Here is a 24,753-nt window from a genome sequence, read left to right as displayed (position 1 = left end):
CTCTTGACCACAGCGCGACGTCAAGACGCGCCAAGCGGCTCGTGCGACACGAGCACGCCGTCGCTATCGGCGTAAATCCATTCACCGGTCCGCACGGTCGCGCCGGGCATACGCACCGGCAGCTCGCGCTCGCCAGCACCGCGCCGGAAGCTGCGCTGCGGATGAGTCGCGAGCGCCACGATCCCCACGTCGAGCGCATTCAGTTCGAGCGAGTCGCGCACGCAGCCGTTTACGACGACGCCCGCCCAGCCATTGTTCTGCGCCAGTTCGCCGAGATTGCCGCCGACGAGCGCGCAACGCAGACTGCCGCCGCCATCGACGACGAGCACACGACCCGCCCCCGGTGTCTCCAGCGTCGCACGCACGAGCGAGTTGTCCTCGAAGACTTTCAAGGTCAGCGCCGGACCGCTGAAGGCCTGCGAGCGGCCAAACCAGCGGAACACGGGATCGAGCACGCGCAGCGTGCCGGCCGCGAGCCGGTCTTCGTGCGCGTCGCAGAGGTCGGCAGTGGCGAAATTCATGGTGTCTCCATTGCGATATGACGAACCGGCAGCATTATGCCTGTCCACAAACCATCGCGCGCCCCGCCATGTCAACACAGCGCGCCAACGCTGCCGGAGCGATTGCGCCTAAAATGTCCGCGAGCCGCCAACGTCACTCGCCGCGCTTCGCGTTCCACCCCATGTCCCTGCAACCGCTGATGCCCGTCGTTCCCGCTGCGGAAGTCGCCGATATTCCGCCGGAGTTCGAGCCCACGCCCGCGCATCCCGTCCGCGTACGCTCGCGCCCGATGGCCGCCGGCGTGCGAATCTCTCAGCACACGCACGCGTGGGCGCAGCTCGCGTATGCGTCGCGCGGCGTGCTGCGCATGACCACGCCCGGCACAACCTGGATGGTCCCGCCCTCACGGGCGATCTGGGTTCCGCCTTATGTGACGCACGAAGTGCAGATCGTCGAGGACGCGTACCTGCGCACGCTTTACGTCGACGAAACGGTGGTGCCTCCTGGACTCGACGCTTGTCGTGTGGTCGAAGTGTCCGGTCTGCTGCGCGAGACGATCGCATCTTTCGACGAGCGCGACATCGCTCCGGTACGCGAACGGTTGCTTGGCGCGCTCGCGCTCGACGAAATCACGCGCTCCGCGCCGCTGCCGCTCTCGGTGCCGATGCCCGAGGAAAAGCGCCTGCGCTCGCTGTGCGAGGCGCTACTCGCCGACCCCGCCGGGCCCGGATCGCTCGAATACTGGGCCGCGCACGTCGGTGCGAGCACGCGCACGATCGCGCGCCTGTTTCGCCAGGAACTGGGGGTGAGCTTTTCGCAGTGGCGTCAGCAGGCGCTGCTCGCACGTGCGATTCCACTGCTCAATCAGGGGAAGCCGATGGCGATCGTCGCTCAGGAGCTCGGCTATCAGAGCCAGAGTGCTTTTTCGGCGATGTTCCGGCGGGCTGTGGGAGAGAGTCCACGCGCGTTTATTGCGCGCGGCACGGGCGACCGGGCCGACGAAACGAATGAAGATTCGGTGCTGCGCGATTCGATGGACGCCACGTGCGACAAAGTGGACGAGATCGGCGAGACAACGTAAAACGCGTGCAAAGCTCCCATGAAACGCGCTCAGACCGGCCGCGTCATGTGCCGTATCGAGCCGAGCCTGGCCAGCCTCGGCCCGGCCACGCGATAACCCATACGCAGATAGAGCCGCGCTGCCGGATTGTCGACGAACACGCGCAGCTGTAATTCGCGCAGCCCGCGCTCGCGCGCCCAGCGATGCGACATGTCGAGCAGAAAAGTCCCCGCACCGTGACCGCGATAGCCCTCGGCGATCTGGACGTCGCGAATGTGCAGCGAATCGCCCTCTTCGGTGATGCGCAGAACGCCAATCGCCTCGCGATCGAGTTCGAGAATGAAATTCTCCGATTCGCGGTAGCTCGCGAGAAAAAGATCGCCGCGCCAGATGAGATGATGTCGCCGATAGTAGCCGCCCATGTTGTTGCGCGTTAGCGCCTCGGCGAACTCGAAGTCGTCCATGGTGGCGTGGCGCAGCTGGAAACGCGATGGGATATCGTTCGGAGCAAACATGGAATGCGCCAGCGAGGATGGGAAAGTCTCGACTACGCTACGATACCGCGCGCGCGCCGACAATGGCCGTTTGTCCGTACAGCCGGACGAAGGGGAAATGGCGAGAAAACAGCGGCACAAAAGAAAAAAGCCCACTGAAAAATTTCAGTGGGCTTCGTTCGTCTGGCGGAGCGGACGGGACTCGAACCCGCGACCCCCGGCGTGACAGGCCGGTATTCTAACCAACTGAACTACCGCTCCAGTCCTGCTTCTACCTTCGGGCGTCGGTCGATTCCCGATGGCTGTGTCGCCGTACTGCTTGGCGCCACTCGAATTTTGGCGTCCCCTAGGGGATTCGAACCCCTGTACTCACCGTGAAAGGGTGATGTCCTAGGCCTCTAGACGAAGGGGACAACACAGGCTAACGCCTCTACAACTTTAACTAAAAAGCCCGCTCAAGTTATAGCCTGAACGGGCTTCATCTGGCGGAGCGGACGGGACTCGAACCCGCGACCCCCGGCGTGACAGGCCGGTATTCTAACCAACTGAACTACCGCTCCAGTTCGACATACACAGCCGGGCGTCGGTTGATTCCCACCTGCTGCCTCATCGACATCATTACGATCTAATCGACGACGCTCATGTCTGGCGTCCCCTAGGGGATTCGAACCCCTGTACTCACCGTGAAAGGGTGATGTCCTAGGCCTCTAGACGAAGGGGACATAATCTTTTCAGATAATGCCTTGCTACACTTTACTGCGCTTTTCTCTACCGCTTACTACTCTCAGCCGTTAATTTCACTCAACAGCGAAGAACAATATTTTAACTTCTTTACTGCATTTTGTGAAGAACTTTATTCTTCACTCCGCTTTCGCGGAAAAACTTCTACTCTGCTCTGTTGGTGGAGGTAAGCGGGATCGAACCGCTGACCTCTTGCATGCCATGCAAGCGCTCTCCCAGCTGAGCTATACCCCCTTGCAGAACAGAAGCGAGATTATAAACAGCAAACTCGCTTTTGTAAAGAGTCTTTGGATCGTTTTCTGCAACATTTTTGAAACTTCGTTGCCCGATCCAGCCGCTCTTCCGTGAACGTTGCTGCCTGTTCACGCTCCGTTTTCAACGGAGCCCGAATACTACAAGAACTCATGCCCCAGCGCTAGGGCCGGGGCAAAAAATCTTTAAAAAATCACGCGGATTTCGCGAGGCCCTGCTCGATGCGACTCACCACCACGTTGCGGCCGAACAGTGTGAGCACGGCGTCGATCGCAGGCGTATGCGTCGTGCCTGCCACGAAGAGACGCACGGGCATCGCCAGTTGCGGCATCTTCAGCTTGTGCGCGGCAAGCGTCGCCTTCAGCGTCGCCGAGATCGCCTCCTTCGTCCACTCCGCGGTCTTGAATGCAGCAGCGAGTTCGGCGAGCGCCGGACGCACAGCGTCGGTGACGTGCTGTGCAAGCGCGTCGGCTTCGGGCTGCGGCTCGCAGTAGAACATGTGTGCGCTCTCTGCGATCTCCTTGATCGTGTTCGCGCGGTCCTTCAGAAGCGCAATCACGCCTTCGAGCGACGGCCCTTTCGCGAGCGTCGCATCGTCGATACCGAGCGCTGCGAAGAACGGCTTCGCGAGTTCCGCGAGACGCGCGCTGTCGGCTTCTTTCAGGTAGTGGTTATTGAGCCAGTCGAGCTTGTTCTGGTCGTACTGCGCCGGAGACTTGCCGAGGTGATCGAGGTCGAACCAATCGACGAACTGCTCGCGCGTGAACACTTCGGCGTCGCCGTGCGACCAGCCGAGGCGCGCGAGATAGTTCAGCACCGCTTCGGGCAGATAGCCGGAATCGCGATAGCCCATCACGCTCATCGCGCCGTGGCGCTTGCTCATCTTCTCGCCCTGCTCGTTGAGCACGGTCGGCAGATGTGCGTAGACGGGCGGCTCGCCGCCGAGCGCGCGCAGGATGTTGATCTGGCGCGGCGTGTTGTTCACGTGGTCATCGCCGCGGATAACGTGGGTGATCTTCATATCGAGGTCGTCGACCACGACGCAGAAGTTGTACGTCGGGGTGCCATCCGGGCGCGCGATCACGAGATCGTCGAGTTCTTCGTTCGAAATCTCGACGCGGCCCTTCACGGCGTCGTCCCACGCCACCACGCCCGTCAGCGGATTGCGAAAGCGCATCACGGGCTGCACGCCTTCGGGCGGCGTCGGCAGGACCTTGCCCGGCTCGGGGCGCCACGTACCGTCGTAGCGCGGCTTTTCGCCTGCGGCACGCTGACGCTCACGCAGCGCATCGAGTTCTTCCGTCGACATGTAGCACGGGTACACGAGGCCTTGCTCGTTCATCTGCTTGAGCACTTCGCGGTAACGGTCCATGCGCTGCATCTGGTAGAAGGGGCCCTCGTCGAAATCGAGGCCGAGCCACGCCATGCCCTCGATGATCGCGTCGACCGATTCGGACGTGGAGCGCTCGAGATCGGTATCCTCGATCCGCAGCACGAAAACGCCCTTGTTGTGGCGCGCGAAGGCCCACGGATAGAGCGCGGAGCGGATGTTGCCGAGGTGAATGAAGCCGGTCGGGCTCGGCGCAAAGCGGGTACGGACGGGAGTCGTGGTCATGGGCGATTACTCGAAAGACGGTGCCGCCGCGCGTGTTTCGTCAGCGACGGACGGCAGGGGTTCGCGGCCGGCGCGGCGCGTGCGCAAACCGCCGGGCACAACGCCCGGGCGAACGAAAAAACCGGGAAAATTCGAGACCGGATTATACCCGTCGCAGGCGCATTGACCTTGGGCTCGCCGCGCGCGGGCGCCTCACAAGCCCCGAAACGTCGTCTTCGCCCACGCAACGTGTTCGCAGATCGAAACCACCACCCTGCCCGCGAAACTCGCTGACACATCGCGTTACATGCACATCTCAAAATCACGCCCGGCTTTGCCGTATGATGTCGGCGCGCCGCATCCGTCGCACGGCGCCGCGTGGGAGCACCAGAGGCTGCCCGCGCGACCAGACTGCGGCGCACGGACCGTTTGCAGCGCGTGACCTGAGATTGCGCGTCGCATCGACGATCCGCCACGCGCCGTTTGGAGAACCCGTTTGAAGTCGTCATCGTCCTCTATGAGCCGTCGCAGCTTTACGCTCGCGGCTGCGTCCACTGTCCTCGCCGCCTGCACGACCGCGCGCACTGAAGTCGCCAAGGTCACGCCGCCCGTTACCGCGACGACCACCCCGCCACCGCCCGTTGCGAAAACGGTTCGTCCGATTCGTGTCGGCCTCGCGCTCGGCGGCGGCGCCGCGCGCGGCTTCGCGCACATCGGCGTGATCAAGGCGCTTGAAGCACGCAACATCAAAGTCGACCTGGTCTCGGGGACGAGCGCGGGCTCGGTGGTCGCGGCGCTCTACGCGTCGGGCATGAATGGTTTCGCGATCAACAAGCTCGCCCTGTCAATGGACGAAGCATCGATCAGCGACTGGGCGATGCCCTTCAGCACGCGCGGCTTCCTGCGTGGCGTCGCGCTGCAGAACTATCTGAACACCACCCTGCGCGACCGCCCGATCGAGAAAATGACGATACCCCTCGGCATCGTCGCCACCGACCTCCATAGCGGCCAGCCGATCCTGTTTCAGCGCGGCAACACCGGCGTCGCGGTGCGCGCGTCGTGCAGCCTGCCGTCGATATTCGACCCCGTGAAGATCGGCGGACGCGAATACGTCGACGGCGGCCTCGTGAGCCCGGTCCCGGCTGCGTATGCCCGCAAGATGGGGGCCGATTTCGTGATCGCGGTGGACATCTCGGCGCGCCCGGAAACGGCCTCGACGGAGAGCCAGTTCGGCGTGCTGATGCAGACTTTCACGATCATGGGCCAGTCGATCAAGACCTACGAGCTCGACAAATACGCCGATGTCGTGATCCGGCCAGCCCTGAACGCGATGGCGGGCAGCGACTTCGGCCAGCGCAACGCGGCGATTCTCGCGGGCGAGGAAGCCGTGGCGAAAATGATGCCGGAGCTGGAGCGCAAGCTGGCTGCGGCGCGCGCAGCGACCGCGTGAGGTGATGCGGGCTGCGGCCCGCCAATGAAAAATGCCTGCTTGAATCAAGCAGGCATTTTTTTGGCCTAACCCGCCTGAAGGCGGGTCAGCTGGGGTCAGTTACCGCTGGAAGTACCGTTGAGCTGGACGCTCACGCGCTGCCTCAAGTCTTGCTGCTGTTGCGGCGTGAACGACGCTTCAACGCGGCGCGCGCCGGTGAAGCGCTTTTCCCAGTAGCCGTCATCGAGATCGTCGACGCGAATCGTGCTGCCGGTAGACGGCGAATGCACGAACTTGTTGTCACCGATATAGATGCCGACGTGCGAGAACGTGCGGCGCATCGTGTTGAAGAACACGAGGTCGCCCGGCTTGAGGTTGCTCATGCTGACCTTTTCGCCGACGCGGCTCATTTCCGCAGCACTGCGCGGCAGCGACATGCCGAGCGTGTCGCGGAACACGTAGCGCACGAAGCCGCTGCAGTCGAGGCCCGAATCCGGGGTGTTGCCACCCCAGCGGTAACGGACGCCGATCATGTTGAGAGCGCCCACAACCACGTCGCCTGCTTTGCCGGCCATACCCGACAGGAAAGCTCTAGCGCCGCTTTCCGCCGGAGCCGCCTGGTCGGTGGACTGCGCATTGGAAAGGAGTTGTGAGCCTTGGGAATTCGCCGCATTGTTCGGCGAATAGGTGGCATTCTGGCTAAAACTGCTCGCTTCGTCGGCGAACGCGCCGGGAGCAGCGGCCATCAGTACGCCGATGAACATCCCGGCGACGACGCGCGTGCATGCCTGGGTCAAGTATCGGTGCCGCATCGTTCGGTAGAAAGTGCCTGTGAATCAGCAGGTTAGTGAAAGAATTGGTCGATACTAGCCAGTAAGTATTTGTGTGTCAAAACAAATAGAAAAATACAATCACGTTGCGCGCACCATTGATGAACGTTTTCTTACTGTCATCGCGCCAAGGCCGCTTTGAGTAGCCGGCGCGTGTAAGGATGGGTCGGGTCGTCGAAGATTTTTCCTACGTCACCAGCCTCCACGATCGCGCCGTTCTGCATCACGGCCACGCGGTGCGCCATCGCGCCGATCACCTCAAGGTCGTGGCTGATGAATACGTAGCCCAGGTTGTACCTGCGCTGCAACTCTGTGAGCAAGCGCAATACCTGCTGCTGGATCGACACGTCGAGTGCACTGGTCGGCTCGTCAAGCACGATCACGCGCGGCTCCAGCACGAGCGTCCGGGCAATCGCGATACGCTGGCGCTGCCCGCCCGAGAACTCGTGCGGGTAGCGTTGCAGTGCCGTGCGGTCGAGCCCGACTTCGCGCAAAGTTGCAACGATGCGTTTTCTGCGCTCCTCGCCGGTGAGGTCCGGTCGATGCAGCGCAAGCCCTTCGCCGACGATGCGCTCGATGGTCTGCCGCGGCGAAAGCGAACTGAACGGATCCTGAAAGACCACCTGAAGGTGCGAGCGCAACGAGAGCTTCTCAGGCCCCAGATAGCTCTTGACCGGCTTGCCCTGAAACTCGACCTGTCCTCCGGCGGTTCGTTGCAGGCCCAACATTGCCATCGCAAGCGTCGTCTTACCCGACCCCGATTCGCCGACGATCCCAAGCGTCTCGCCCTGCCGCACCGACACGCTCGCAGCATCGACCGCCCGAAAGCGCCCCTTGTGCCACCAGCCCTTGAAGCCGGGCAGCTTCGTCGGGAAATCGACGACGACGTCCTTCGCCTCGAGCAGCACCGGCGCAATCGGCAGCACCGGCAGCACGTTGCGCTCCGGGCGGCTCGCGATCAGCCGCTGCGTGTACGGATGTTGCGGCGACGCGAAAATCTGCTCGACACTCCCCGTCTCCACGAGCTTGCCCTGCTCCATCACCGCCACGCGCTGCGCGAAGCGGCGCACGAGATTGAGGTCGTGGGTAATCAGCAGCACCGACATGCCGCCGCGCGCGGCTTCGTCGCGCTGCAGTTCGAGCAGCAATTCGACGATCTGGCCGCGGATCGTCACGTCGAGCGCCGTTGTGGGTTCGTCGGCGAGTAACAGGCGCGGCCGGCACGCGAGCGCCATCGCGATCATCACGCGCTGACGCTGGCCGCCCGACAGTTGATGCGGATAGTTCAGAATGCGCCGGCGTGGCTCGGGGATGCCCGTGCGCTCGAGGAGCCCCACCGCGCGTTCGTAGGCCTCCTTCTTCGACACGCCGTCATGCAGCACGATCGTCTCGGCAATCTGCTCGCCGATCGTGTAGAGCGGATTGAGGGCCGTCATCGGCTCCTGGAAGATCATCGCGATGTCGCTGCCGCGCAGGCCTCGCATCGCACGCTCGCTCTTCGCGAGCAGATCCTCACCGTCGAGCCGGATCGTCCCTGTCACCTGCGCATCGCTCAAGAGGCGCAATACGGCGAGCGCCGTCACGGTCTTGCCTGAACCCGATTCGCCGACCAGCGCGACGCGTTCGCCGCGCCCGATGGCGAGCGAGACGTCATCGACGGCAAGCGTCTCCCCGAAGCGCACAGAAAGGCGTTCGATGTCGAGCAGCGGCGCGGTGCCTGCCAGCTGTTGCGCGCTCACTGGTTGCCTCCTGCTTTCATCGCATCGGAAATGCGCGTGTCCAGCGCATTGCGCAGCGCGTCGCCCATGAACGTGAGCAAAAGGAGCGTGACGACCAGCACGCCGAACGTCGACATCGAAATCCACCACGCGTCCAGATTGCCCTTGCCCTGCGCGAGCAGTTCGCCAAGGCTCGGTGTCGGCGGCGGTACGCCGAGGCCGAGGAAATCGAGGCTCGTCAACGCGAGAATCGAACCGCTCATGCGGAACGGAAGGAACGTGATGACGGGCGTAAGGCTGTTAGGCAGGACGTGACGCCAGATGATCTGCCAGTTCGACAGGCCCATCGCGCGGGCGGCGAGCACGTAGTCTTGATTGCGGTTGCGCAGGAATTCTGCCCGCACATAATCGGAGAGCCCGATCCAGCCGAAGAGTGACAGCAACACGATCAGCAGGATGAAGCCGGGCTCGAAGATCGACGCAAAGATGATAAGCAGATAAAGCTCCGGCATCGCGCTCCAGATTTCGATGAGCCGCTGCCCGACGATATCGACCCTGCCACCGAAGTACCCCTGCACCGCCCCCGCCAGCACCCCGAGGATCGTGCCGATGGCGGTGAGCACGAGCGCGAACTCCACCGAGACACGGAAGCCGTAGACGAGCCGCGCAAACAGGTCGCGGCCGTTCTGGTCCGTGCCGAGCCAGTTCTGCCGCGACGGCGGCGCCGGGTTCGGCACCTTTGCGAAGTAGTTGAGCGTGTCGTAGTAGTACGGATTCGGCGGATAGATCGCGAAATTGCCGGGCGTATCGAACCGGTGGCGAATATACGGATCGAGATAGTCGGCGGGCGACGGGAAGTCGCCGCCGAACACGGTCTCCGGGTAGTCCTTGAAGAGCGGGAAATACAGATGGCCGTCGTAGCGCACGGCGAGCGGCTTGTCGTTGCTCCAGAGCGGGGCTGCGAGGCTCGCCGCGAACGCGACGAGAAACACGATCAGGCTCCAGTAGCCGAGCCGCTGCTGCCTGAAGCGCGACCACACGCGCCGTGCGGGCGTGGGCGACCGGAAGGCCTTCACGGACTCGGTGCGCGGCTCGGACTCGGCGTTGATGCCGGGGCGGACTCGGTTCAACTCAGCGCTCCAGTTGTTCGAATTGGATGCGGGGATCGACCCACACGTAGCAGAGATCGGAGATCAGTTTCGTAAGCAGTCCGATCAATGTGAAGAGATAGAGCGTGCCGAGCACCACCGGATAGTCACGCCGCACCACCGACTCATACGAGAGCAGCCCCAAGCCGTCGAGCGAAAAAAGTGTTTCGATCAGCAGGCTTCCCGTGAAGAACGCGCCGATGAACGCTGCAGGAAAGCCCACGACGAGTGGCAAAAGCGCATTGCGGAACACGTGCTTCCAGAGCACGGTGCGCTCCGAGAGCCCCTTCGCGCGCGCAGTCATCACGTATTGCCGGCGGATCTCTTCGAGAAACGCGTTTTTGGTCAGCATCGTCGTCACGGCGAAACTGCCCACCACCGACGCCGTCACGGGCAGCGTGATATGCCACAGGTAGTCGAGGATCTTGCCGCCCCACGACAAGGTGTCCCAGTGGTCGGAGGTGAGATTGCGCAGCGGGAACAACTGCAGGAACGTGCCGCCGCCGAACAGCACGAGCAGCAGCACGCCTAGCACGAAGCCCGGAATCGCATAGCCGATCAGCACGATCAGGCTCGTCACGAGGTCGAATCGCGAGCCGTTGCGCACCGCTTTCGCGATACCCAACGGCACCGATATCAGATACGTGAGAAAGAACGTCCAGAGCCCGATGCTGATCGACACCGGCAACTTCGACACGACCAGCGACCACACGCTCTGGTGGTGAAAGTAGCTCTGTCCGAGGTCAAAGCGCGCGAAACGCCCGAGCATCAGGACGTATCGCTGGAGCGGCGGCTTGTCGAAGCCGTAAAGCGCTTTGAGTTGCGCGACCTGCTGCGCGTCGACACCGGAGTGCGCGCGCATGCCGAACGGCATGCCCTGCTCCGCGCCGCGGCGCAACTCGCGCATCGCCTGCTCGACGGGGCCGCCTGGCACGAACTGGATCACGACGAAGGTCAGCGTGAGTACGCCGAGCAGCGTCGGGATCATCAGCAGCAGGCGTTTGACGATATAGCTCCACATGGTCCTGGCGTCCGTGGGTTGCGACAACGTAGCGAAACCGCGTCAGGGCGTCGTGCCCTGCTGCGGCTTGAACCACCATGTCGTGATGATCCAGTCGATCGCGCCGTAGTACCGCGGCAGCGTCGCCGGGTACGCCAGCGTGTTGCGGAACGCGACGCGGTGCGTGGCGTTGTACCACTGCGGTACGACATAGTAGCCGTGCATCAGCACCCGGTCGAGCGCGTGCGTGGCATCGAGCAGTTGTGGGAGCGTCTGCGCCTGCGTCAGGGCCTTCAGGATCGAGTCGACGACCGGCGACTTCAGGCCAATGGAATTGCCCGAACCGGGTTCGCTCGCGGCCTTGCTGCCGAAGCGATCGATCAGCTCCATCCCCGGCACCTGCGAGTCGGGAAAGCGGATTGTCGTAATGTCGAAGTCGAAGGCATCGAGCCGCTTCTGGTAGAGCGCAAAATCCACCGCGCGATAGTTCACGCGAATGCCAAGCCGCCCGAGCGCCTGCGTGTACTGCGCCATGACCGACGCCCACGACGCCGACGCACTCGTATCGTCGAGCACTTCGAACACGAACGGCTGGCCCTGTGCGTTGCGCAGCGCGCCGTCGCGATACGTCCAGCCCGCCTCGGCAAGCAGCGCGCGCGCCTTGAGCAGGTTTGCCCGCAGCGAGCCGGGCGGATCGGTGCTCGGCTGCAGCGGCAGCGGCCCGAACACCACCGGATCGAGTTCGTTGCGCCACGGATCGAGCAGCGCCAGCTCGCCCAGCGACGGCAGCCCCCTCGCCTGCATGTCCGTATTCGCGAACCAGCTGTCGAGGCGCCTGTACTGACCGTAAAACAGCATGCGGTTGAGCCACTGGAAATCGAGCGCGAGATCGAACGCCTGGCGCACACGCACGTCCTGAAAGAGCGGCTTGCGCTGGTTCATGACGAATCCCTGCATGCCCGTGCCATTGTGATGCGGGAACTCGCGCTTGATCAGTTCGCCGCTGTCGAAACGCTTGCCGACGTCGCGCCGCACCCAGTTGCGTGCAATGTACTCGACGAGCACGTCGTACTCGCCGGCCTTGAACGCTTCGAGACGGGCCACATCGTCGGAATAGAGCTTGTAGGCGATGCGCTCGAAGTTGTTCGTGCCGACGCGCACCGGCAAATCCTCGCCCCAGTAGTGCGGATCGCGCTTGTAGGTGATCGTGCGGCCTGTCGAGTAACGCTCGATCACATACGGCCCGCTGGCGATCGGTTCTTCGAACGCAAGCTGGTCGAATGCGATGCGGGTTCCGTCGGCGCGCAATCCCCACTTGTGCGAGAACACGGGCATGCCGCCCGCGATCAGCGGCAGTTCGCGATTGTGGTTGCGGAACTCGAAGCGAATCGTCGCCGGATCGACCACCACTGCGCGGACGATATCGGTGTACGCCGCCTGTACCGGCGGCGAGGCCTGCGGGCTTTTGAGCGTGTCGAGCGAAAACTTGATGTCGTCGGCGGTGACGGTGTCGCCATTCGAAAACCGCGCACGCGGATTCAGGTGGAACGTCACCGACAACCCATCGGGTGCAACGCGGATGTCGTCGGCCAACAGACCGTACGCCGATGCCACCTCATCCATGCTTCCCGTGGTCAGGCTCTCGAACATCAGGCCGAGGCCCGGCGCCGGGTTGCCGCGCATCGTGAACGGATTGAACTTGTCGAAGCTCGTGAGACGGTCCGGATTCGCGAGCACGAGAGTGCCGCCCCTGGGCGCGTCCGGGTTCACATAGTCGAAGTGTTTGAAGCCGGGCGGGTATTTCGGTTCGCCGAACTGCGCAATCGCATGAGCCGCGTGGGCGAACGGCATCGCTGCGAGCGTCAAGGTGAGCGCCACACAGCAAGCCGCGCCCGTCTTTGACCACGCGCAAAGCCACGTTGCAACCCTGTGCCCGCGCCGCGCGCGCGTTGCCCTGGCAGGCGTTCCTGTTGTCATGGATAAGTGATTTGCCGAGTGTGCCGCGTCAATTGTGAGAGAATTCTACCCAAACCGCGCGGCGCGGCATTTCGTGGCGCGCGACGCATTGACCTGATTAGGAGAATCCATGGGCTTCCTCGCTGGCAAACGCATCCTGCTGACCGGGCTGCTGTCGAACCGTTCGATCGCATACGGCATCGCGCAGGCCTGCAGACGCGAAGGCGCAGAGCTGGCGTTCACGTACGTCGGCGACCGTTTCAAGGACCGCATCGTCGAATTTGCGAACGAGTTCGACAGCAACCTGGTGTTTCCCTGCGACGTCGCGGACGACGCGCAAATCGAAGGCCTGTTCACCGATCTCAAGCAGCACTGGGACACGCTCGACGGCATCGTTCACTCGATTGGCTTCGCGCCGCGCGAGGCGATCGCGGGCGATTTTCTCGACGGCATGACGCGCGAGAACTTCCGCATCGCGCACGACATTTCGTCTTACAGCTTCCCGGCGCTCGCGAAAGCTGCCCTGCCGATGCTGGCCGACAACGCATCGCTCGTCACCCTCACGTACCTCGGTGCCGAACGCGCGATCCCGAACTACAACACGATGGGCCTCGCGAAGGCTTCGCTCGAAGCGAGCGTGCGCTACCTCGCGGTGTCGCTCGGCGCGAAGGGCATCCGCGTGAACGGCGTTTCGGCTGGCCCGATCAAGACGCTCGCGGCGAGCGGCATCAAGAGCTTCGGCAAGCTTCTCGGCTTCGTCGAGGCGAACGCGCCGCTGCAGCGTAATGTGACGATCGAGCAGGTCGGCAATTCGACCGCGTTCTTGCTTTCGGACCTCGCTAGCGGCGTGACCGCCGAGATCCTGCACGTCGACGGAGGCTTCAACGCCGTGGTCGGCGTCCGGGCCGGTCTCGACGAATAACGCGCGTCGCCCGCGCTTCGTTGCACGGGCAACGGCAAGGCATGAAAAAGCCGCCCCTCGGGGCGGCTTTTCTTTTGTGGCGCATGTGGCGCTCAGTGCCAGTGTTCGTGTCCCCCAGGACCGCCATGGCCGTATCCGTGACCATGGTGGCGATACCAGTCGTCGCGCTCCCAATAGCGGCGGCCATCCCAATAGCGGTCACCGTGCCAGCCAATCACGATGGCAGGGGCGGCATAGACCGGTGCGGGCTGATAAACGACGGGCGGCGGCGGAGGCGGTGCATAGACAGGCGCCGGTGCGACATAAACCGGGGCTGGAACGCCGATATTGACGCCAACGCTCACGCCAGCCATGGCCGCACCCGACGCACCGATAGCCAGCCCTCCGACGAGCATTGCAGCAATACGTGGGAACTTCATTGAGTCACCTTTTTACAAATAATTTTGTTGCATGAAATATAGCGCAGGCTCGCGGCCCGCATATTTCAGGTTTGTAAGAACTAATGCACAAACGACGCGTGCGCGTACCACCGTAACGTCTCGTAACACTGCTGTGCGTTGTTCAACCCGTGAGGTCCACGACGCGTGGGCAGCTGCGACGCACGGAGTTCGCAGCACGCGGCCAGGCTTCGCCCGCTTGAGTACGTTTGTGTCCGCTCACGTCCGTTTGCGACGCGAGGAAGCATAGCACCGCACGCCGGGCTGTAGTGCCGGGAATCGCAGAGGCCCAGAATATTGCGATGCGCTCTGGAGTCCTGAGTTCCAGTCATTCACGGATTGCCCGCGCGAAAAACAAAAACCCCGCAAGTCCGAAAACTTGCGGGGTTTCGCCGCCATTACTGGCGGAGACGGAGGGATTCGAACCCTCGATCCAGGTTTTGGCCCAGATGCTCCCTTAGCAGGGGAGTGCCTTCGACCTCTCGGCCACGTCTCCCGAAAATTTCGCTCGCGCCAGGGAGGCAGCGCGACGAAGCCAAGATAATAGCGGGTTCGCGAGTGAAGGTCAAATTTTGGGATGCATTTTTTGGTGGATATTTCGCAAGCGTGCGACAAACCATGCAACAAAAACTGCGTATTACGTCCCAAAGGCCGTGAGACCTGTCACCCGCGCCCAAGTCCACGCAGATACCGACGCTTAAGCGTGTTCCAGATCAAACGCCTTGTGCAGCGCGCGGACCGCCAGCTCCATGTACTTCTCGTCGATCAGCACCGAGATCTTGATTTCGGAGGTCGAGATCATCTGGATGTTGATGCCCTCTTCCGAAAGCGTGCGGAACATCTTGCTCGCGACGCCCACGTGCGAGCGCATACCCACGCCGACGACCGAAACCTTCGACACCTTCGGATCGCCCAGCACCTGCTCGGCGCTCACGTGGCCCTTCACCTGGTTCGTGAGGATGTCCATTGCGCGCGTGTAATCGCCGCGGCCGACCGTGAACGTGAAATCGGTCTTGCCGGCCACGCTCTGGTTCTGGATGATCATGTCGACATCGATGTTCGCCTCAGCCACCGGGCCGAGGATCTGATAAGCGATGCCCGGCTTGTCGGGAACGCCCATCACGATGATCCGAGCCTCGTCGCGCTGGAACGCGATGCCCGAAATGACTGCCTTTTCCATGGTGTCGTCTTCTTCAAAAGTAATCAGGGTGCCCGAGGACATTTCCGCGTCGAGCGGCATCAGCGGATCGGTCAGGCTGGAGAGCACACGCGTCTTCACCTGATACTTGCCCGCGAATTCGACCGAGCGGATCTGCAGCACCTTCGAGCCGAGGCTGGCCATTTCCAGCATCTCTTCGAACGTGATGCGATCGAGCCGGCGCGCGTCGTCCACCACGCGCGGATCGGTCGTATAGACGCCGTCGACGTCCGTGTAGATGAGGCATTCGTCGGCCTTCAGGGCCGCGGCCACCGCGACCGCCGACGTGTCCGAACCGCCGCGGCCGAGCGTCGTGATATGGCCTTCCGGATCGATGCCCTGGAAGCCCGTGATCACGACGACCTTGCCCGCGTCGAGATCGGCAAGCACTCGCTCGCCGTCGATGTCGCTGATGCGCGCCTTCGTGAAGGCGCTGTCGGTTTTGACCGGCACTTGCCAGCCGGTGTAGCTGATGGCATCAACGCCGGCTTCCTGCAGCGCGATCGACAGAAGGCCGACGCTGACCTGCTCGCCGGTCGACGCGATCATGTCGAGCTCGCGCGGGCTCGGCTGCGGCGAAATCTCTTTCGCGAGACCGAGCAGACGGTTGGTTTCGCCGGACATCGCCGACGGCACGACGACCATCTTGTGGCCAGCCTTGTGCCATTTCGCGACGCGCTTGGCGACGTTCTTGATGCGCTCGACCGAGCCCATCGAGGTGCCGCCGTATTTGTGTACGATGAGTGCCATTGTCGTTCTGAACTGGAGATGTTACCGCGCTGGCGCACTGAAAACGGCGACGCCACCCGGCCCTAAACCTTGCCAGGGCCCCGGCGACCGCTTGCATGCAGCGCGTGCAGAATTTGTCCGACACCAGAGAAGTTGTTCCGGCGCCCCTGCCCGCATGCCGCGACGTCGCCCCTGCAAGCGGCACTTAACCGCCGAGGGGGAAATCACAACTGCTTGCGCTCGCTCGTGCCTGCTTGCGCCTGTTTGCGCTTGCTCGTGGCCGTTTGTGCCTGCGCACTGTGCCTGTTGCACTTTGCTTGGCCCTTGCTTCACTGCATGCCGCTTTTGACAGCGCCCGTGAACGCGAAAAAGCGAACTGGACAAACGAGTTACCCTACCCGATCGATACGGAAATTTCAAGCCAAAACTGGGCGATGGCGGGTAAAAAAGGCTTGCGCAGCAAGGATTTGCGACGAATTCGCGGTCAACCGGGGACAAATTGGCGCGGTGATAACACCCTTTTTGCTTGAGTCAGGGTGTGCAGCGGAAAAGAAGCGGGAAGCGGAACAGAAGCCCTCATACCGACATCAGGCAATCTGCAAGTCCTCACGCCATTCGATACGCCGCCACGACGCCAGCGAGGGCGCGTTCACGTCGCATTCTGGAAACGCAGCCCGATTCACACCGATGCGCGGCACGAACAACAGTGTCTCGCCGCTGAAGAGCAGCGGCACATCGCGCTCCCAGGCAGGAACGCCGTGTCGCTGAAACAGATGCTTGAGCGTGCGACTTACGTCCGCTGCTGCATCACGCACACGCTCTCCACCTGAGCGCTCCCGCGCAACGAGCGGTGCACGCGTAAGCAGTGCTTCGGGTACCGCATCGGGATCGGCTGAATCGGCGGGGGCGAACACGAACGTGCCGCGCCACTGCGGCAAGCGCCAGATTTCCTGACCGCGCCAGACCAGCTCGGCCGGCTCACGCGCCGCGTGCGCGGGCATTGGCTCGCGCGCCACGTCCCAGAAAACCTCTCCCCGATAGCAGCGTAGCCGCTGCCCCGCGTGATCGACGCGCAACGCGTGATCGCCGCCCGTGCCATCGTCGCGTGCAATCTCACGCAACTGGCGCAATGCATCCGCAAGACGCACGCTCGATGCAGCCGGCAAGCCGATTTCGCGCATCCAGAAGCGCAGCACGTTAAGTGCGCGCTCGTCGTCGAGTGCCACGAGTTTCTCGTGCGAGATCGAACGCGCGCCATCGTCCACGGCGAGTTCGCGAAGATCGATCCGCGCAAGCTCGTCGAGCAAACGTTGCGCCGACGCCGCATGCGTCGCAGTACGTGCAAGCGCCTCGCGATAACCAGGAAACTGCGCCGCCAACGCGGGCAACACATCGTGCCGCAACGCGTTGCGAGCGTAGCGTGTGTCTGCGTTCGATTCGTCGTCGATCCAGCGCACGCCATGCGCGTGTGCATACGCCTCCAGTTGCGCGCGCAACACATGCAGGAGCGGCCGCACGCGCGGTACGCCACCAGCCGGCGCGCGTACCGGCGCCATCGCCGCCAGTCCCGCGAGCCCCGCCCCTCGCAGCAATTGCAGCAGCACGGTCTCCGCCTGATCGTCGGCGTGCTGCGCAAGCCAGAGCGATTGCGCGCCGTGCAGCGCACACATTTCGCCGAGCGCACCATAACGCGCCTCACGTGCCGCTGCCTCTACGCCAGCGGGATCGTCGCGCGCCAGCTCGACGCGCCGCGCGTCGAACGCCACGCCGAGCGCACTCGCCGTCGCCGCACAATGCGCGAGCCACGCGTCAGCGTTCGGGCTTAGACCGTGATGCACATGCAACGCAATACAACGAGACGCACCCGCCAGCCTCACGGCGGCGTCGAGCAGCACGGACGAATCGAGGCCGCCGCTATACGCGATCGCAATCAGGCTATCGTTCGGGCGTGCAGAAAGCGCAACGCCGAGCGCATCGAGAAGGATGCGCCCGGCGTTGGAGTCTGAATGGGCTGTCACGGTTTGACGGCGCGTTTGCGCCGGTGATCGGGAACCGGGGCGCGAGGCTTACGCGCCCGGCGTCGTTTCCTTGAACTTGCCGTAGGCCATCAGGCGCTCGTAACGACGCTCCTTGAGGTCGGCAATGCTCATGCCCTGGAACTGGCGCAGCGAGTCGGAGAGCGCGCGGCGCAGCAGCGCAGCCATGCCCTTCGGATCGCGATGCGCGCCGCCGAGCGGCTCGTTCACGATCTTGTCGATGAGACCGAGCGCCTTCAGGCGGTGAGCGGTCAGACCGAGCGCTTCAGCGGCCTCGGGCGCCTTCGCGGCACTCTTCCACAGGATCGACGCGCAACCCTCCGGCGAAATGACCGAGTAGGTCGAGAACTGCAGCATCATCACGGTGTCGGCCACGGCAATCGCGAGCGCACCGCCCGAACCGCCTTCACCGATGATCGTCGTGATGATCGGCGTCTTCAGTTCAGACATCACGTAGAGATTGCGGCCGATCGCCTCCGACTGGCCACGCTCTTCCGCGCCGATGCCAGGATACGCGCCCGGGGTATCGACAAACGTGAAGATCGGCAGACCGAATTTTTCAGCGAGGCGCATCAGACGCTCGGCCTTGCGATAGCCTTCGGGACGCGGCATGCCGAAGTTGCGCGCGGCGCGCTCCTTCGTGTCGCGGCCCTTCTGATGGCCGATGATCATGCAGGCCTGGCCATTGAATCGAGCGAGACCGCCGACGACCGACAGGTCGTCCGCATACGAGCGGTCGCCGTGCAGTTCATGAAAATCGGTGAACAGCTCGTGAATGTAGTCGAGCGTGTACGGGCGCTGTGGATGGCGCGCGATCTGCGAGACCTGCCACGGGCTCAGGTTCGCATAGAGGTCCTTCGTCAGCTGCTGGCTCTTCTTCGAAAGCCGGTCGATCTCTTCCGAAATATCGACGGCCGAATCGTCCTGAACGAAGCGTAGTTCTTCGATTTTTGCTTCGAGTTCAGCGATTGGCTGTTCGAAATCCAGAAACGTGGTCTTCATGTGTTGGAATCCTTGCACTTACCGGCAGCGCGTATTCTAACCGCGACTGCCAGTGTCGAAATCGGCGCAGAACTATCAATTAAGAGATGGCGATAGCCAAACCCTTGACTGCCCTGACACCTTCTTCATACCTTCAAATCGGGGGTGCAACAACGTCTCGCCCGCTGGGAGTTCAAGCGGGCTCAAGGCTGCGCCACATATACCACGTCGCGACAGTACGCCACGGCTCCCAGTTCGCCGCGACTTCACGGGCTTCGCTGCGCGTGACGGGCTCGCCGCTGAAATAGTTGATGCTAATCGCGCGGATCAGGCTGAGGTCGTCGAGCGGCAGCACGTTCGGGCGCGCGAGGTTGAAGATCAGGAACATCTCCGCGGTCCAGCGGCCGATGCCGCGGATCTGCGTGAGCTCGGCGATGACCTCCTCGTCGTCCATCGATGTCCACTTGCCGACATGCAATGCGCCCGACACGAAGTGCTGCGCGAGATCCAGAATGTATTCCGCCTTGCGCTTCGAGAGGCCGCACGCGGCGAGCTTCTCGTGACCGAGCTTGATGAACTGCTGCGGCGCGAGCTTCGGACAGGCATCCTCGACGCGCTGCCAGAGCGCCTGCGCGGCCGCCGTCGAGATCTGCTGGCCGACCACCGAGCGCGCGAGCGTGACGAACGGATCGTCTTTGCTCAAGAGATGCACGGGGCCGAACTTCGGAATCAGTTTCTTGAGAATGCGGTCGCGCTTGACGAGATCGGCGCACGCGCGATCCCAGTAGTCGGGACGCTGCACATCGAGCTCGAACGCACCGGACAGGTTCTCCGCGGCCGCATCGGGCGCAGCAGCGCCATCGGGCTGCACTGCGGGTACGGCATGCAGCGCTTGTGCGTCAAGCGTCACAGGCGCGCCGTTGACCTTCACGCGTGCCGATTTCACGCCCGGCTTGACCGAACGTTTGAGTGAGCGTTTGACTGAAGCGCCGGGCGTACCCGTCGCGCCGTCGAGCGCAGTCTTCGAATTTCTGGACGCCGTCTTTCTCGCCGGCGCCATCTTGCCGTCGAGCACGTCTTTTGCGGTCTTCGCCGCCGCGGCGCCGCGCACCGTGCGCTTGCCCGCCTCACCTGCCGTGCTCGTCATCGACGCAGACCGCCTGGCCTGCGCCTTCGTGGCCGTTGCCATCCTGCCTCCTGCCCTCGCGAATCGATCAGTGGAAACTGGATAGCCCGCTTAAACGCGGCGCCACTCGGTCAATCCGCCCGGTTTGTCTTCGAGCGCGATACCGGCATCGAGCAGCTCGGCCCTGATCCGGTCCGCCTCCGCATATTGTTTAGCCTTCTTCGCTTCCTGGCGCGCGGCGATCTTTGTTTCGATTTCGGCCACGTCGAACGCCCCTGCATCTTGTGCACCAGCCGCCTGCTGCAGGAACACGCGCGGCTCACGCACGAGCAAACCGAGCACGCGCGCAAGGCGCTGCAACTGACGCGCGAGCACTGCATCACGCGTACGGTTCACTTCCGTCGCTAGATCGAACAGCACAGCGATCGCAACCGGTGTGTTGAAGTCGTCGTTCATCGCCGCGCTAAAGCGCTGCGCGAACGGCTCGTTCCAGTCGAGCTCGCTTGCATCGGGCGTCACTTCTTTCAACGCCGTGTAAAGACGCGTTAGCGCATTGCGTGCGTCGTCGAGGTGCACGTCGCTGTAGTTCAACGGCGAACGGTAATGCGCACGTGCCATGAAGAAACGCACCACTTCTGCATCGTACTTCGCCAGCACGTCGCGGATCGTGAAGAAGTTGCCGAGCGACTTCGACATCTTCTCGTTGTCGATCTGCACGAAACCGTTGTGCATCCAGTAATTGACGAACGTCTTTCCGGTCGCGCCTTCACTCTGCGCAATCTCGTTCTCATGGTGCGGAAACTGCAGATCCTGACCGCCGCCATGAATGTCGAAATGCTCGCCGAGCAGTGTGCATCCCATCGCGGAGCATTCGATGTGCCAGCCCGGGCGCCCGCGGCCGTACTTCGAATCCCAGCTCGTATCGGCAGGCTCGTGCGCCTTCGCCTGCTTCCACAGCACGAAGTCGAGCGGATCCTGCTTGGCATCGTTGGCCGCCACACGCTCGCCTGCGCGCAAGTCTTCAATCGATTTGCCCGAGAGCGCACCATAGTTCGCGAACTTGCGCACCGCGTAGTTCACGTCGCCGTCCGAGCCCTGATACGCGTAACCGTTCTTCTCCAGCATACCGATCATGTCGAGCATCTGCGCAATGTATTGCGTCGCACGCGGCTCGAGATCGGGACGCGCCACGCCGAGTGCATCCGCGTCTTCGTGAAGTGCATCGATGAAACGGCTGGTGAGCGACTTGATGGTCTCGCCGTTCTCTACCGCACGGCGAATGATCTTATCGTCGATGTCGGTAATATTGCGTACATACGTTACCTTGTAACCGAGCGCGCGCAGCCACCGCTGAACGATGTCGAACACCACCATCACACGCGCGTGGCCAACGTGACAATAGTCGTACACCGTCATGCCGCAGACGTACATGCGTACGACGCCGGGCTCGAGGGGCACGAAAACTTGCTTGTCACGCGCGAGCGTGTTGTAGATGCGCAGTGATTCCATAAGGACGCTGGATACGTGGTTCGAAGAAAATCTGCAACGGCGCCGTCAGTGGCCGGCCGGTGCGACGCACCGCGGCACTCAGGCTACGATCTGGACGGAGACGACCACGAGGGGCGAAGACAGCCCGGCGTCTCACGCGTCACGCCCAGCAGTTGCCAGGAAGTTGCCCCGAAGCCGCCCCGAATTTGCCAGGAACTACCGGATGCGGCCGGAACAAGCGCGCGACGAAAACGCACGGACCTTTTTGTTAGAATGGCTCGGAGTATAACACCGCGACCTCACCCTATGAAACCTTCCAGCGGCCGCACGCATCGCGTTGCGACCCTTGCCGCAGTGGCGCTTGCGAGCGTTGCGTTCGTCTTCGGCAGTGCGCAAATGGCCCATGCCGCGCCCCCCGCAACAGCCGACAGCACGCCCGAAGCGGACGCTGCCATCGCGCAGCATAACTGGGCGGCGGCGCTCGAGGCACTCGACGCGCGTATCAAGACGAACCCGCGCGACGTGCAGGCGAAATTCAAGCGGGCCACGATCCTCGCGCGCCTGAATCGCGACGACGATGCGATCGCGGCATTCACCGAGCTCACGCAGCTGTACCCGGAATTGCCCGAGCCCTACAACAATCTCGCCGCGCTTTTCGCGAAGCACGGCCGCTTTGAAGAGGCGCGCGTCGCACTGGAAACCGCGGTGAAGGCGAACCCGTCGTACGGACTTGCATGGGAGAACCTCGGCGACCTGTATCTGCGCCTCGCCGATGCGTCATACCGACGCGCAACTACGCTAGGTCACGCGAGCGCCACCACGCAGCAGCGCCTCGCCGGCATCCAGACCATCGTCTCGCCGTCTGCCGCGCCGAAAAAACCGGCCGCGTCGCAAGGCGCCGCTACGAACGAAGGGGCGACGACAAACCTCATCTCGCCCACGTTGAGCAATCCCTCGTTCCAGTTCGGTGGCCCTTCGGGACCGTTCGCGACACCGCCGTACGTAGCACCTTCGCAATAAGTCGCGCCGCTCAGGCAGCGGCGCACGTCGTTTCCCCATCCGCTTCTAATCCGCTTTACCGAGGACACTCATGAAATGGTTGATGTTGGCGCTCGGCAGCGCCGCCCTGATTGCGAACGCTCCCGCCTTTGCGCAACCGGCCGCTCAAGCCGCGCATCCGCAGGTGCTCATCAAGACCAGCCAGGGCGAAATTCGCGTCGAACTCTATCCTGAGAAAGCGCCGAAGACCGTCGACAACTTCCTCCAGTACGTGAAGGCCGGCCAGTACAACGGCACGATTTTCCATCGCGTGATTCGCGGCTTCATGATTCAGGGCGGCGGCTATACGACGAGCTTCGTCGAGAAACCGACGCGCGCGCCGATCCCGCTCGAAAGCAGAAACGGACTGAAGAATGTGACCGGCGCCATTGCGATGGCGCGTACCGGCGACCCCGATTCGGCGACGGCACAGTTCTTCATCAACACAGTCGATAACGCGAACCTCGACTACCCGAATCCGGACGGCAACGGCTACGCGGTATTCGGCAAGGTCACGCAGGGCATGGATGTCGTGAAGCGGATCGAAGCCGTGCCCACGACTTCGCGCGGCCCGATGTCTGACGTGCCGCAAACGGCGGTCGTGATCGAGTCGGCAACCGTCATCGGCAAATAACACGCACTAGCATTCCTCTTATCGCGCGGTGCGGCACCGGCACACGCGAGGGCGCAACGCCGCGCCTCGTGCCGCTGCCGCACCGCTCATTCACCCCAGCCACAGCAAAGGATTCCATCATGGTCGAACTGCATACGAATCACGGCGTCATCAAGCTCGAACTCGACGCCGAAAAAGCGCCGAAGACCGTCGCGAACTTTCTCGCCTACGTAAAGAAGGGCCACTACGACGGCACCGTGTTCCACCGTGTCATCGACGGCTTCATGATCCAGGGCGGCGGTTTCGAAGCCGGCATGAAGCAACGCCCTACCGATGCCCCGATCGAAAACGAAGCGAACAACGGCCTGAAGAACGAGCGCGGCTCGATCGCCATGGCGCGCACCAACGACCCGCATTCGGCATCGGCGCAATTCTTCATCAACGTCGCCGACAACGACTTCCTGAACCACTCGTCGCCGACGCCGCAAGGCTGGGGCTACGCCGTGTTCGGCAAGGTCGTTGAGGGCCTCGACGTCGTCGACAAGATCAAGAAGGTCAAGACGGGCTCGAAGGGCTTCCATCAGGACGTGCCGGCCGACGACGTCGTGATCGAAAAAGCTGTCGTCGTCGAATAACGACACCGGGAGCGCGCTTCATTCATGCTGCAGGAGAAAGCACTACGACACGCCGCGGCGGGTGTGCCCGGCGAGGGCAAACGCCCGCACGCGGCACGCCCGTTTCTGTTCGTATCGGACCTGCATCTGAGTGAGGCGATCCCGCACACGGTCGCCGCGTTCGAGCGTTTCATCCGCGTCACTGCCGATCAGGCGGACTCGGTGTTCATCCTCGGCGACCTCTTCGAATACTGGATCGGCGACGACATGCTCGCCGATCCGTTCATCGCGCGCATGACCGCGCTGATGCACACACTCTCCGAGCGCGGCATCGCGCTCTACGTCATGCACGGCAACCGTGACTTCCTCATGGGCAAGCGCTTCATGAAAGCCGCGGGCGCGATCTGGCTGCCGGACCCCATCGCGATCACGGCATTCGGCACGCGCATCGCGCTTGCTCATGGCGACGCGCTGTGCACCGACGATCGCGGCTATCAGATCTTTCGCACGTTCGCGCGCAACCGCCTCGCGCAACTGCTCTTTCTCGCGTGGCCGCTGCGCTGGCGTCGTGCGCTTGCCGAGAACATGCGCCGCAAGAGCGAGGCAGGTCGCGATCGGCCCGCCTTGCCGCGCTACGATGTGACTGCGCGCGGCGTCGCGGCGCTTTTCAGGCGCAGCCGTGCGACGACGATCGTTCACGGCCATACGCACCGCCCGGCGCGCCACCAGGAACCTGGCGGCGTGCGATGGGTGCTACCCGACTGGGAACTCGATCACGGCAAGCCACGTGGTGGCTATCTGCGTGTCGATGCGGAAGGATTCAGGATGTTGCCGCTCGATTGAGCGGC

The 24,753-nt window shown here is 63.0% G+C and carries 22 protein-coding genes and 6 tRNA genes; 8 read left to right on the top strand and 20 right to left on the bottom strand.

Annotation, left to right across the window (positions count from 1 at the left end):
• Positions 1 to 20: 20 nt before the first annotated feature.
• A complete protein-coding gene (gene rraA / locus L0U80_RS06540; RefSeq protein ID WP_233863155.1) occupies positions 21 to 521 on the bottom strand; it encodes a ribonuclease E activity regulator RraA in 501 nt (166 codons plus the stop codon).
• Between the two features lie 161 nt (positions 522 to 682).
• On the opposite strand from rraA, the gene L0U80_RS06535 reads away from it, so the two are divergent.
• On the top strand, positions 683 to 1,582 hold the full coding sequence (locus L0U80_RS06535; protein ID WP_233863154.1) for an AraC family transcriptional regulator: 900 nt from the start codon (positions 683 to 685) through the stop codon (positions 1,580 to 1,582).
• 29 nt (positions 1,583 to 1,611) lie between these two features.
• On the opposite strand, the gene L0U80_RS06530 is transcribed toward L0U80_RS06535, so the two are convergent.
• The 7 genes from L0U80_RS06530 to gltX form a co-directional block, all read right to left on the bottom strand.
• Complete coding sequence (locus L0U80_RS06530; protein WP_124150361.1) at positions 1,612 to 2,076, bottom strand: GNAT family N-acetyltransferase; 465 nt, start codon at positions 2,074 to 2,076, stop codon at positions 1,612 to 1,614.
• Positions 2,077 to 2,239: 163 nt separating this feature from the next.
• Positions 2,240 to 2,316 (bottom strand) — tRNA-Asp (locus L0U80_RS06525).
• Positions 2,317 to 2,392: 76 nt separating this feature from the next.
• A tRNA-Glu gene (locus tag L0U80_RS06520) sits at positions 2,393 to 2,468 on the bottom strand.
• A gap of 70 nt (positions 2,469 to 2,538) precedes the next feature.
• A tRNA-Asp gene (locus L0U80_RS06515) sits at positions 2,539 to 2,615 on the bottom strand.
• Positions 2,616 to 2,701: 86 nt separating this feature from the next.
• Positions 2,702 to 2,777 (bottom strand) — tRNA-Glu (locus L0U80_RS06510).
• A gap of 177 nt (positions 2,778 to 2,954) precedes the next feature.
• Positions 2,955 to 3,030: transfer RNA gene (locus L0U80_RS06505), tRNA-Ala, on the bottom strand.
• Between the two features lie 211 nt (positions 3,031 to 3,241).
• Entirely contained in the window at positions 3,242 to 4,663 is a 1,422-nt protein-coding gene (gene gltX, locus L0U80_RS06500) for a glutamate--tRNA ligase (protein WP_233863153.1), read from the bottom strand.
• A gap of 475 nt (positions 4,664 to 5,138) precedes the next feature.
• On the opposite strand from gltX, the gene L0U80_RS06495 reads away from it, so the two are divergent.
• Complete coding sequence (locus L0U80_RS06495; protein ID WP_233863152.1) at positions 5,139 to 6,092, top strand: patatin-like phospholipase family protein; 954 nt, start codon at positions 5,139 to 5,141, stop codon at positions 6,090 to 6,092.
• Between the two features lie 95 nt (positions 6,093 to 6,187).
• Here L0U80_RS06495 and L0U80_RS06490 read toward each other — a convergent pair whose 3' ends face one another.
• The 5 genes from L0U80_RS06490 to L0U80_RS06470 form a co-directional block, all read right to left on the bottom strand.
• On the bottom strand, positions 6,188 to 6,883 hold the full coding sequence (locus tag L0U80_RS06490) for a C40 family peptidase (RefSeq protein ID WP_233863151.1): 696 nt from the start codon (positions 6,881 to 6,883) through the stop codon (positions 6,188 to 6,190).
• Positions 6,884 to 7,020: 137 nt separating this feature from the next.
• Positions 7,021 to 8,640, bottom strand: a complete 1,620-nt coding sequence (locus L0U80_RS06485; protein ID WP_233863150.1) for an ABC transporter ATP-binding protein — start codon at positions 8,638 to 8,640, stop codon at positions 7,021 to 7,023.
• Complete coding sequence (locus L0U80_RS06480) at positions 8,637 to 9,728, bottom strand: ABC transporter permease (protein ID WP_373322185.1); 1,092 nt, start codon at positions 9,726 to 9,728, stop codon at positions 8,637 to 8,639. The genes L0U80_RS06485 and L0U80_RS06480 overlap by 4 nt, the downstream gene beginning before the upstream one ends.
• Before the next feature lie 22 nt (positions 9,729 to 9,750).
• Entirely contained in the window at positions 9,751 to 10,788 is a 1,038-nt protein-coding gene (locus L0U80_RS06475) for a microcin C ABC transporter permease YejB (protein ID WP_233863148.1), read from the bottom strand.
• Positions 10,789 to 10,830: 42 nt separating this feature from the next.
• Complete coding sequence (locus tag L0U80_RS06470) at positions 10,831 to 12,744, bottom strand: extracellular solute-binding protein (RefSeq protein WP_373322115.1); 1,914 nt, start codon at positions 12,742 to 12,744, stop codon at positions 10,831 to 10,833.
• A gap of 109 nt (positions 12,745 to 12,853) precedes the next feature.
• Between L0U80_RS06470 and fabI the strand changes: the two genes are divergently transcribed.
• Complete coding sequence (fabI, locus tag L0U80_RS06465) at positions 12,854 to 13,645, top strand: enoyl-ACP reductase FabI (RefSeq protein ID WP_233863147.1); 792 nt, start codon at positions 12,854 to 12,856, stop codon at positions 13,643 to 13,645.
• 92 nt (positions 13,646 to 13,737) lie between these two features.
• Here fabI and L0U80_RS06460 read toward each other — a convergent pair whose 3' ends face one another.
• From L0U80_RS06460 to L0U80_RS06450, 3 genes are all read right to left on the bottom strand, one after another.
• A complete protein-coding gene (locus tag L0U80_RS06460; RefSeq protein WP_233863146.1) occupies positions 13,738 to 14,064 on the bottom strand; it encodes a hypothetical protein in 327 nt (108 codons plus the stop codon).
• Positions 14,065 to 14,484: 420 nt separating this feature from the next.
• Positions 14,485 to 14,578 (bottom strand) — tRNA-Ser (locus L0U80_RS06455).
• Positions 14,579 to 14,779: 201 nt separating this feature from the next.
• Positions 14,780 to 16,030: an aspartate kinase gene (locus tag L0U80_RS06450; protein WP_233863145.1), complete on the bottom strand. Its 1,251-nt coding sequence runs from the start codon at positions 16,028 to 16,030 to the stop codon at positions 14,780 to 14,782.
• A 233-nt stretch (positions 16,031 to 16,263) separates the two neighbouring features.
• On the opposite strand from L0U80_RS06450, the gene L0U80_RS06445 reads away from it, so the two are divergent.
• Complete coding sequence (locus tag L0U80_RS06445; protein WP_233863144.1) at positions 16,264 to 16,539, top strand: hypothetical protein; 276 nt, start codon at positions 16,264 to 16,266, stop codon at positions 16,537 to 16,539.
• Between the two features lie 57 nt (positions 16,540 to 16,596).
• On the opposite strand, the gene tilS is transcribed toward L0U80_RS06445, so the two are convergent.
• The 4 genes from tilS to cysS all read right to left on the bottom strand — a co-directional run bounded on the left by tilS (position 16,597) and on the right by cysS (position 21,661).
• Positions 16,597 to 18,027 carry a tRNA lysidine(34) synthetase TilS gene (gene tilS / locus L0U80_RS06440; RefSeq protein ID WP_233863143.1) on the bottom strand — a complete coding sequence of 477 codons (1,431 nt, stop codon included), beginning with the start codon at positions 18,025 to 18,027 and terminating at the stop codon, positions 16,597 to 16,599.
• Between the two features lie 48 nt (positions 18,028 to 18,075).
• Positions 18,076 to 19,047, bottom strand: coding sequence for an acetyl-CoA carboxylase carboxyltransferase subunit alpha (locus L0U80_RS06435; protein WP_233863142.1), 972 nt, complete (start codon positions 19,045 to 19,047; stop codon positions 18,076 to 18,078).
• Between the two features lie 172 nt (positions 19,048 to 19,219).
• A complete protein-coding gene (locus tag L0U80_RS06430; RefSeq protein WP_233863141.1) occupies positions 19,220 to 20,215 on the bottom strand; it encodes a DNA-3-methyladenine glycosylase family protein in 996 nt (331 codons plus the stop codon).
• Between the two features lie 48 nt (positions 20,216 to 20,263).
• On the bottom strand, positions 20,264 to 21,661 hold the full coding sequence (cysS, locus tag L0U80_RS06425) for a cysteine--tRNA ligase (RefSeq protein WP_233863140.1): 1,398 nt from the start codon (positions 21,659 to 21,661) through the stop codon (positions 20,264 to 20,266).
• Between the two features lie 285 nt (positions 21,662 to 21,946).
• On the opposite strand from cysS, the gene L0U80_RS06420 reads away from it, so the two are divergent.
• The 4 genes from L0U80_RS06420 (at position 21,947) to L0U80_RS06405 (ending at position 24,748) form a co-directional block, all read left to right on the top strand.
• Positions 21,947 to 22,660, top strand: a complete 714-nt coding sequence (locus L0U80_RS06420; protein WP_233863139.1) for a tetratricopeptide repeat protein — start codon at positions 21,947 to 21,949, stop codon at positions 22,658 to 22,660.
• A 70-nt stretch (positions 22,661 to 22,730) separates the two neighbouring features.
• Entirely contained in the window at positions 22,731 to 23,312 is a 582-nt protein-coding gene (locus L0U80_RS06415) for a peptidylprolyl isomerase (RefSeq protein ID WP_233863138.1), read from the top strand.
• A 119-nt stretch (positions 23,313 to 23,431) separates the two neighbouring features.
• Entirely contained in the window at positions 23,432 to 23,926 is a 495-nt protein-coding gene (locus tag L0U80_RS06410; RefSeq protein ID WP_233863137.1) for a peptidylprolyl isomerase, read from the top strand.
• Between the two features lie 24 nt (positions 23,927 to 23,950).
• Complete coding sequence (locus L0U80_RS06405) at positions 23,951 to 24,748, top strand: UDP-2,3-diacylglucosamine diphosphatase (RefSeq protein WP_233863136.1); 798 nt, start codon at positions 23,951 to 23,953, stop codon at positions 24,746 to 24,748.
• The last annotated feature ends 5 nt before the right edge of the window (positions 24,749 to 24,753 follow it).

This window comes from Paraburkholderia adhaesiva (genome assembly GCF_021390575.1).
GTDB lineage: Bacteria > Pseudomonadota > Gammaproteobacteria > Burkholderiales > Burkholderiaceae > Paraburkholderia > Paraburkholderia adhaesiva.
This window is presented reverse-complemented; position numbering and strand designations above follow the sequence as displayed.

What these genes read in the sequence shown, in the direction of transcription:
- gltX (WP_233863153.1), bottom strand. Translation starts at nt 4,663, where the DNA reads ATGACCACGACTCCCGTCCGTACCCGCTTTGCGCCGAGCCCGACCGGC.
- L0U80_RS06410 (WP_233863137.1), top strand. Translation starts at nt 23,432, where the DNA reads ATGGTCGAACTGCATACGAATCACGGCGTCATCAAGCTCGAACTCGAC.
- L0U80_RS06405 (WP_233863136.1), top strand. Translation starts at nt 23,951, where the DNA reads ATGCTGCAGGAGAAAGCACTACGACACGCCGCGGCGGGTGTGCCCGGC.
- rraA (WP_233863155.1), bottom strand. Translation starts at nt 521, where the DNA reads ATGAATTTCGCCACTGCCGACCTCTGCGACGCGCACGAAGACCGGCTC.
- L0U80_RS06530 (WP_124150361.1), bottom strand. Translation starts at nt 2,076, where the DNA reads ATGTTTGCTCCGAACGATATCCCATCGCGTTTCCAGCTGCGCCACGCC.
- L0U80_RS06475 (WP_233863148.1), bottom strand. Translation starts at nt 10,788, where the DNA reads ATGTGGAGCTATATCGTCAAACGCCTGCTGCTGATGATCCCGACGCTG.
- L0U80_RS06470 (WP_373322115.1), bottom strand. Translation starts at nt 12,744, where the DNA reads ATGACAACAGGAACGCCTGCCAGGGCAACGCGCGCGCGGCGCGGGCAC.
- L0U80_RS06420 (WP_233863139.1), top strand. Translation starts at nt 21,947, where the DNA reads ATGAAACCTTCCAGCGGCCGCACGCATCGCGTTGCGACCCTTGCCGCA.
- L0U80_RS06460 (WP_233863146.1), bottom strand. Translation starts at nt 14,064, where the DNA reads ATGAAGTTCCCACGTATTGCTGCAATGCTCGTCGGAGGGCTGGCTATC.
- L0U80_RS06450 (WP_233863145.1), bottom strand. Translation starts at nt 16,030, where the DNA reads ATGGCACTCATCGTACACAAATACGGCGGCACCTCGATGGGCTCGGTC.
- L0U80_RS06415 (WP_233863138.1), top strand. Translation starts at nt 22,731, where the DNA reads ATGAAATGGTTGATGTTGGCGCTCGGCAGCGCCGCCCTGATTGCGAAC.
- L0U80_RS06535 (WP_233863154.1), top strand. Translation starts at nt 683, where the DNA reads ATGTCCCTGCAACCGCTGATGCCCGTCGTTCCCGCTGCGGAAGTCGCC.
- L0U80_RS06435 (WP_233863142.1), bottom strand. Translation starts at nt 19,047, where the DNA reads ATGAAGACCACGTTTCTGGATTTCGAACAGCCAATCGCTGAACTCGAA.
- fabI (WP_233863147.1), top strand. Translation starts at nt 12,854, where the DNA reads ATGGGCTTCCTCGCTGGCAAACGCATCCTGCTGACCGGGCTGCTGTCG.
- L0U80_RS06490 (WP_233863151.1), bottom strand. Translation starts at nt 6,883, where the DNA reads ATGCGGCACCGATACTTGACCCAGGCATGCACGCGCGTCGTCGCCGGG.
- cysS (WP_233863140.1), bottom strand. Translation starts at nt 21,661, where the DNA reads ATGGAATCACTGCGCATCTACAACACGCTCGCGCGTGACAAGCAAGTT.
- L0U80_RS06430 (WP_233863141.1), bottom strand. Translation starts at nt 20,215, where the DNA reads ATGGCAACGGCCACGAAGGCGCAGGCCAGGCGGTCTGCGTCGATGACG.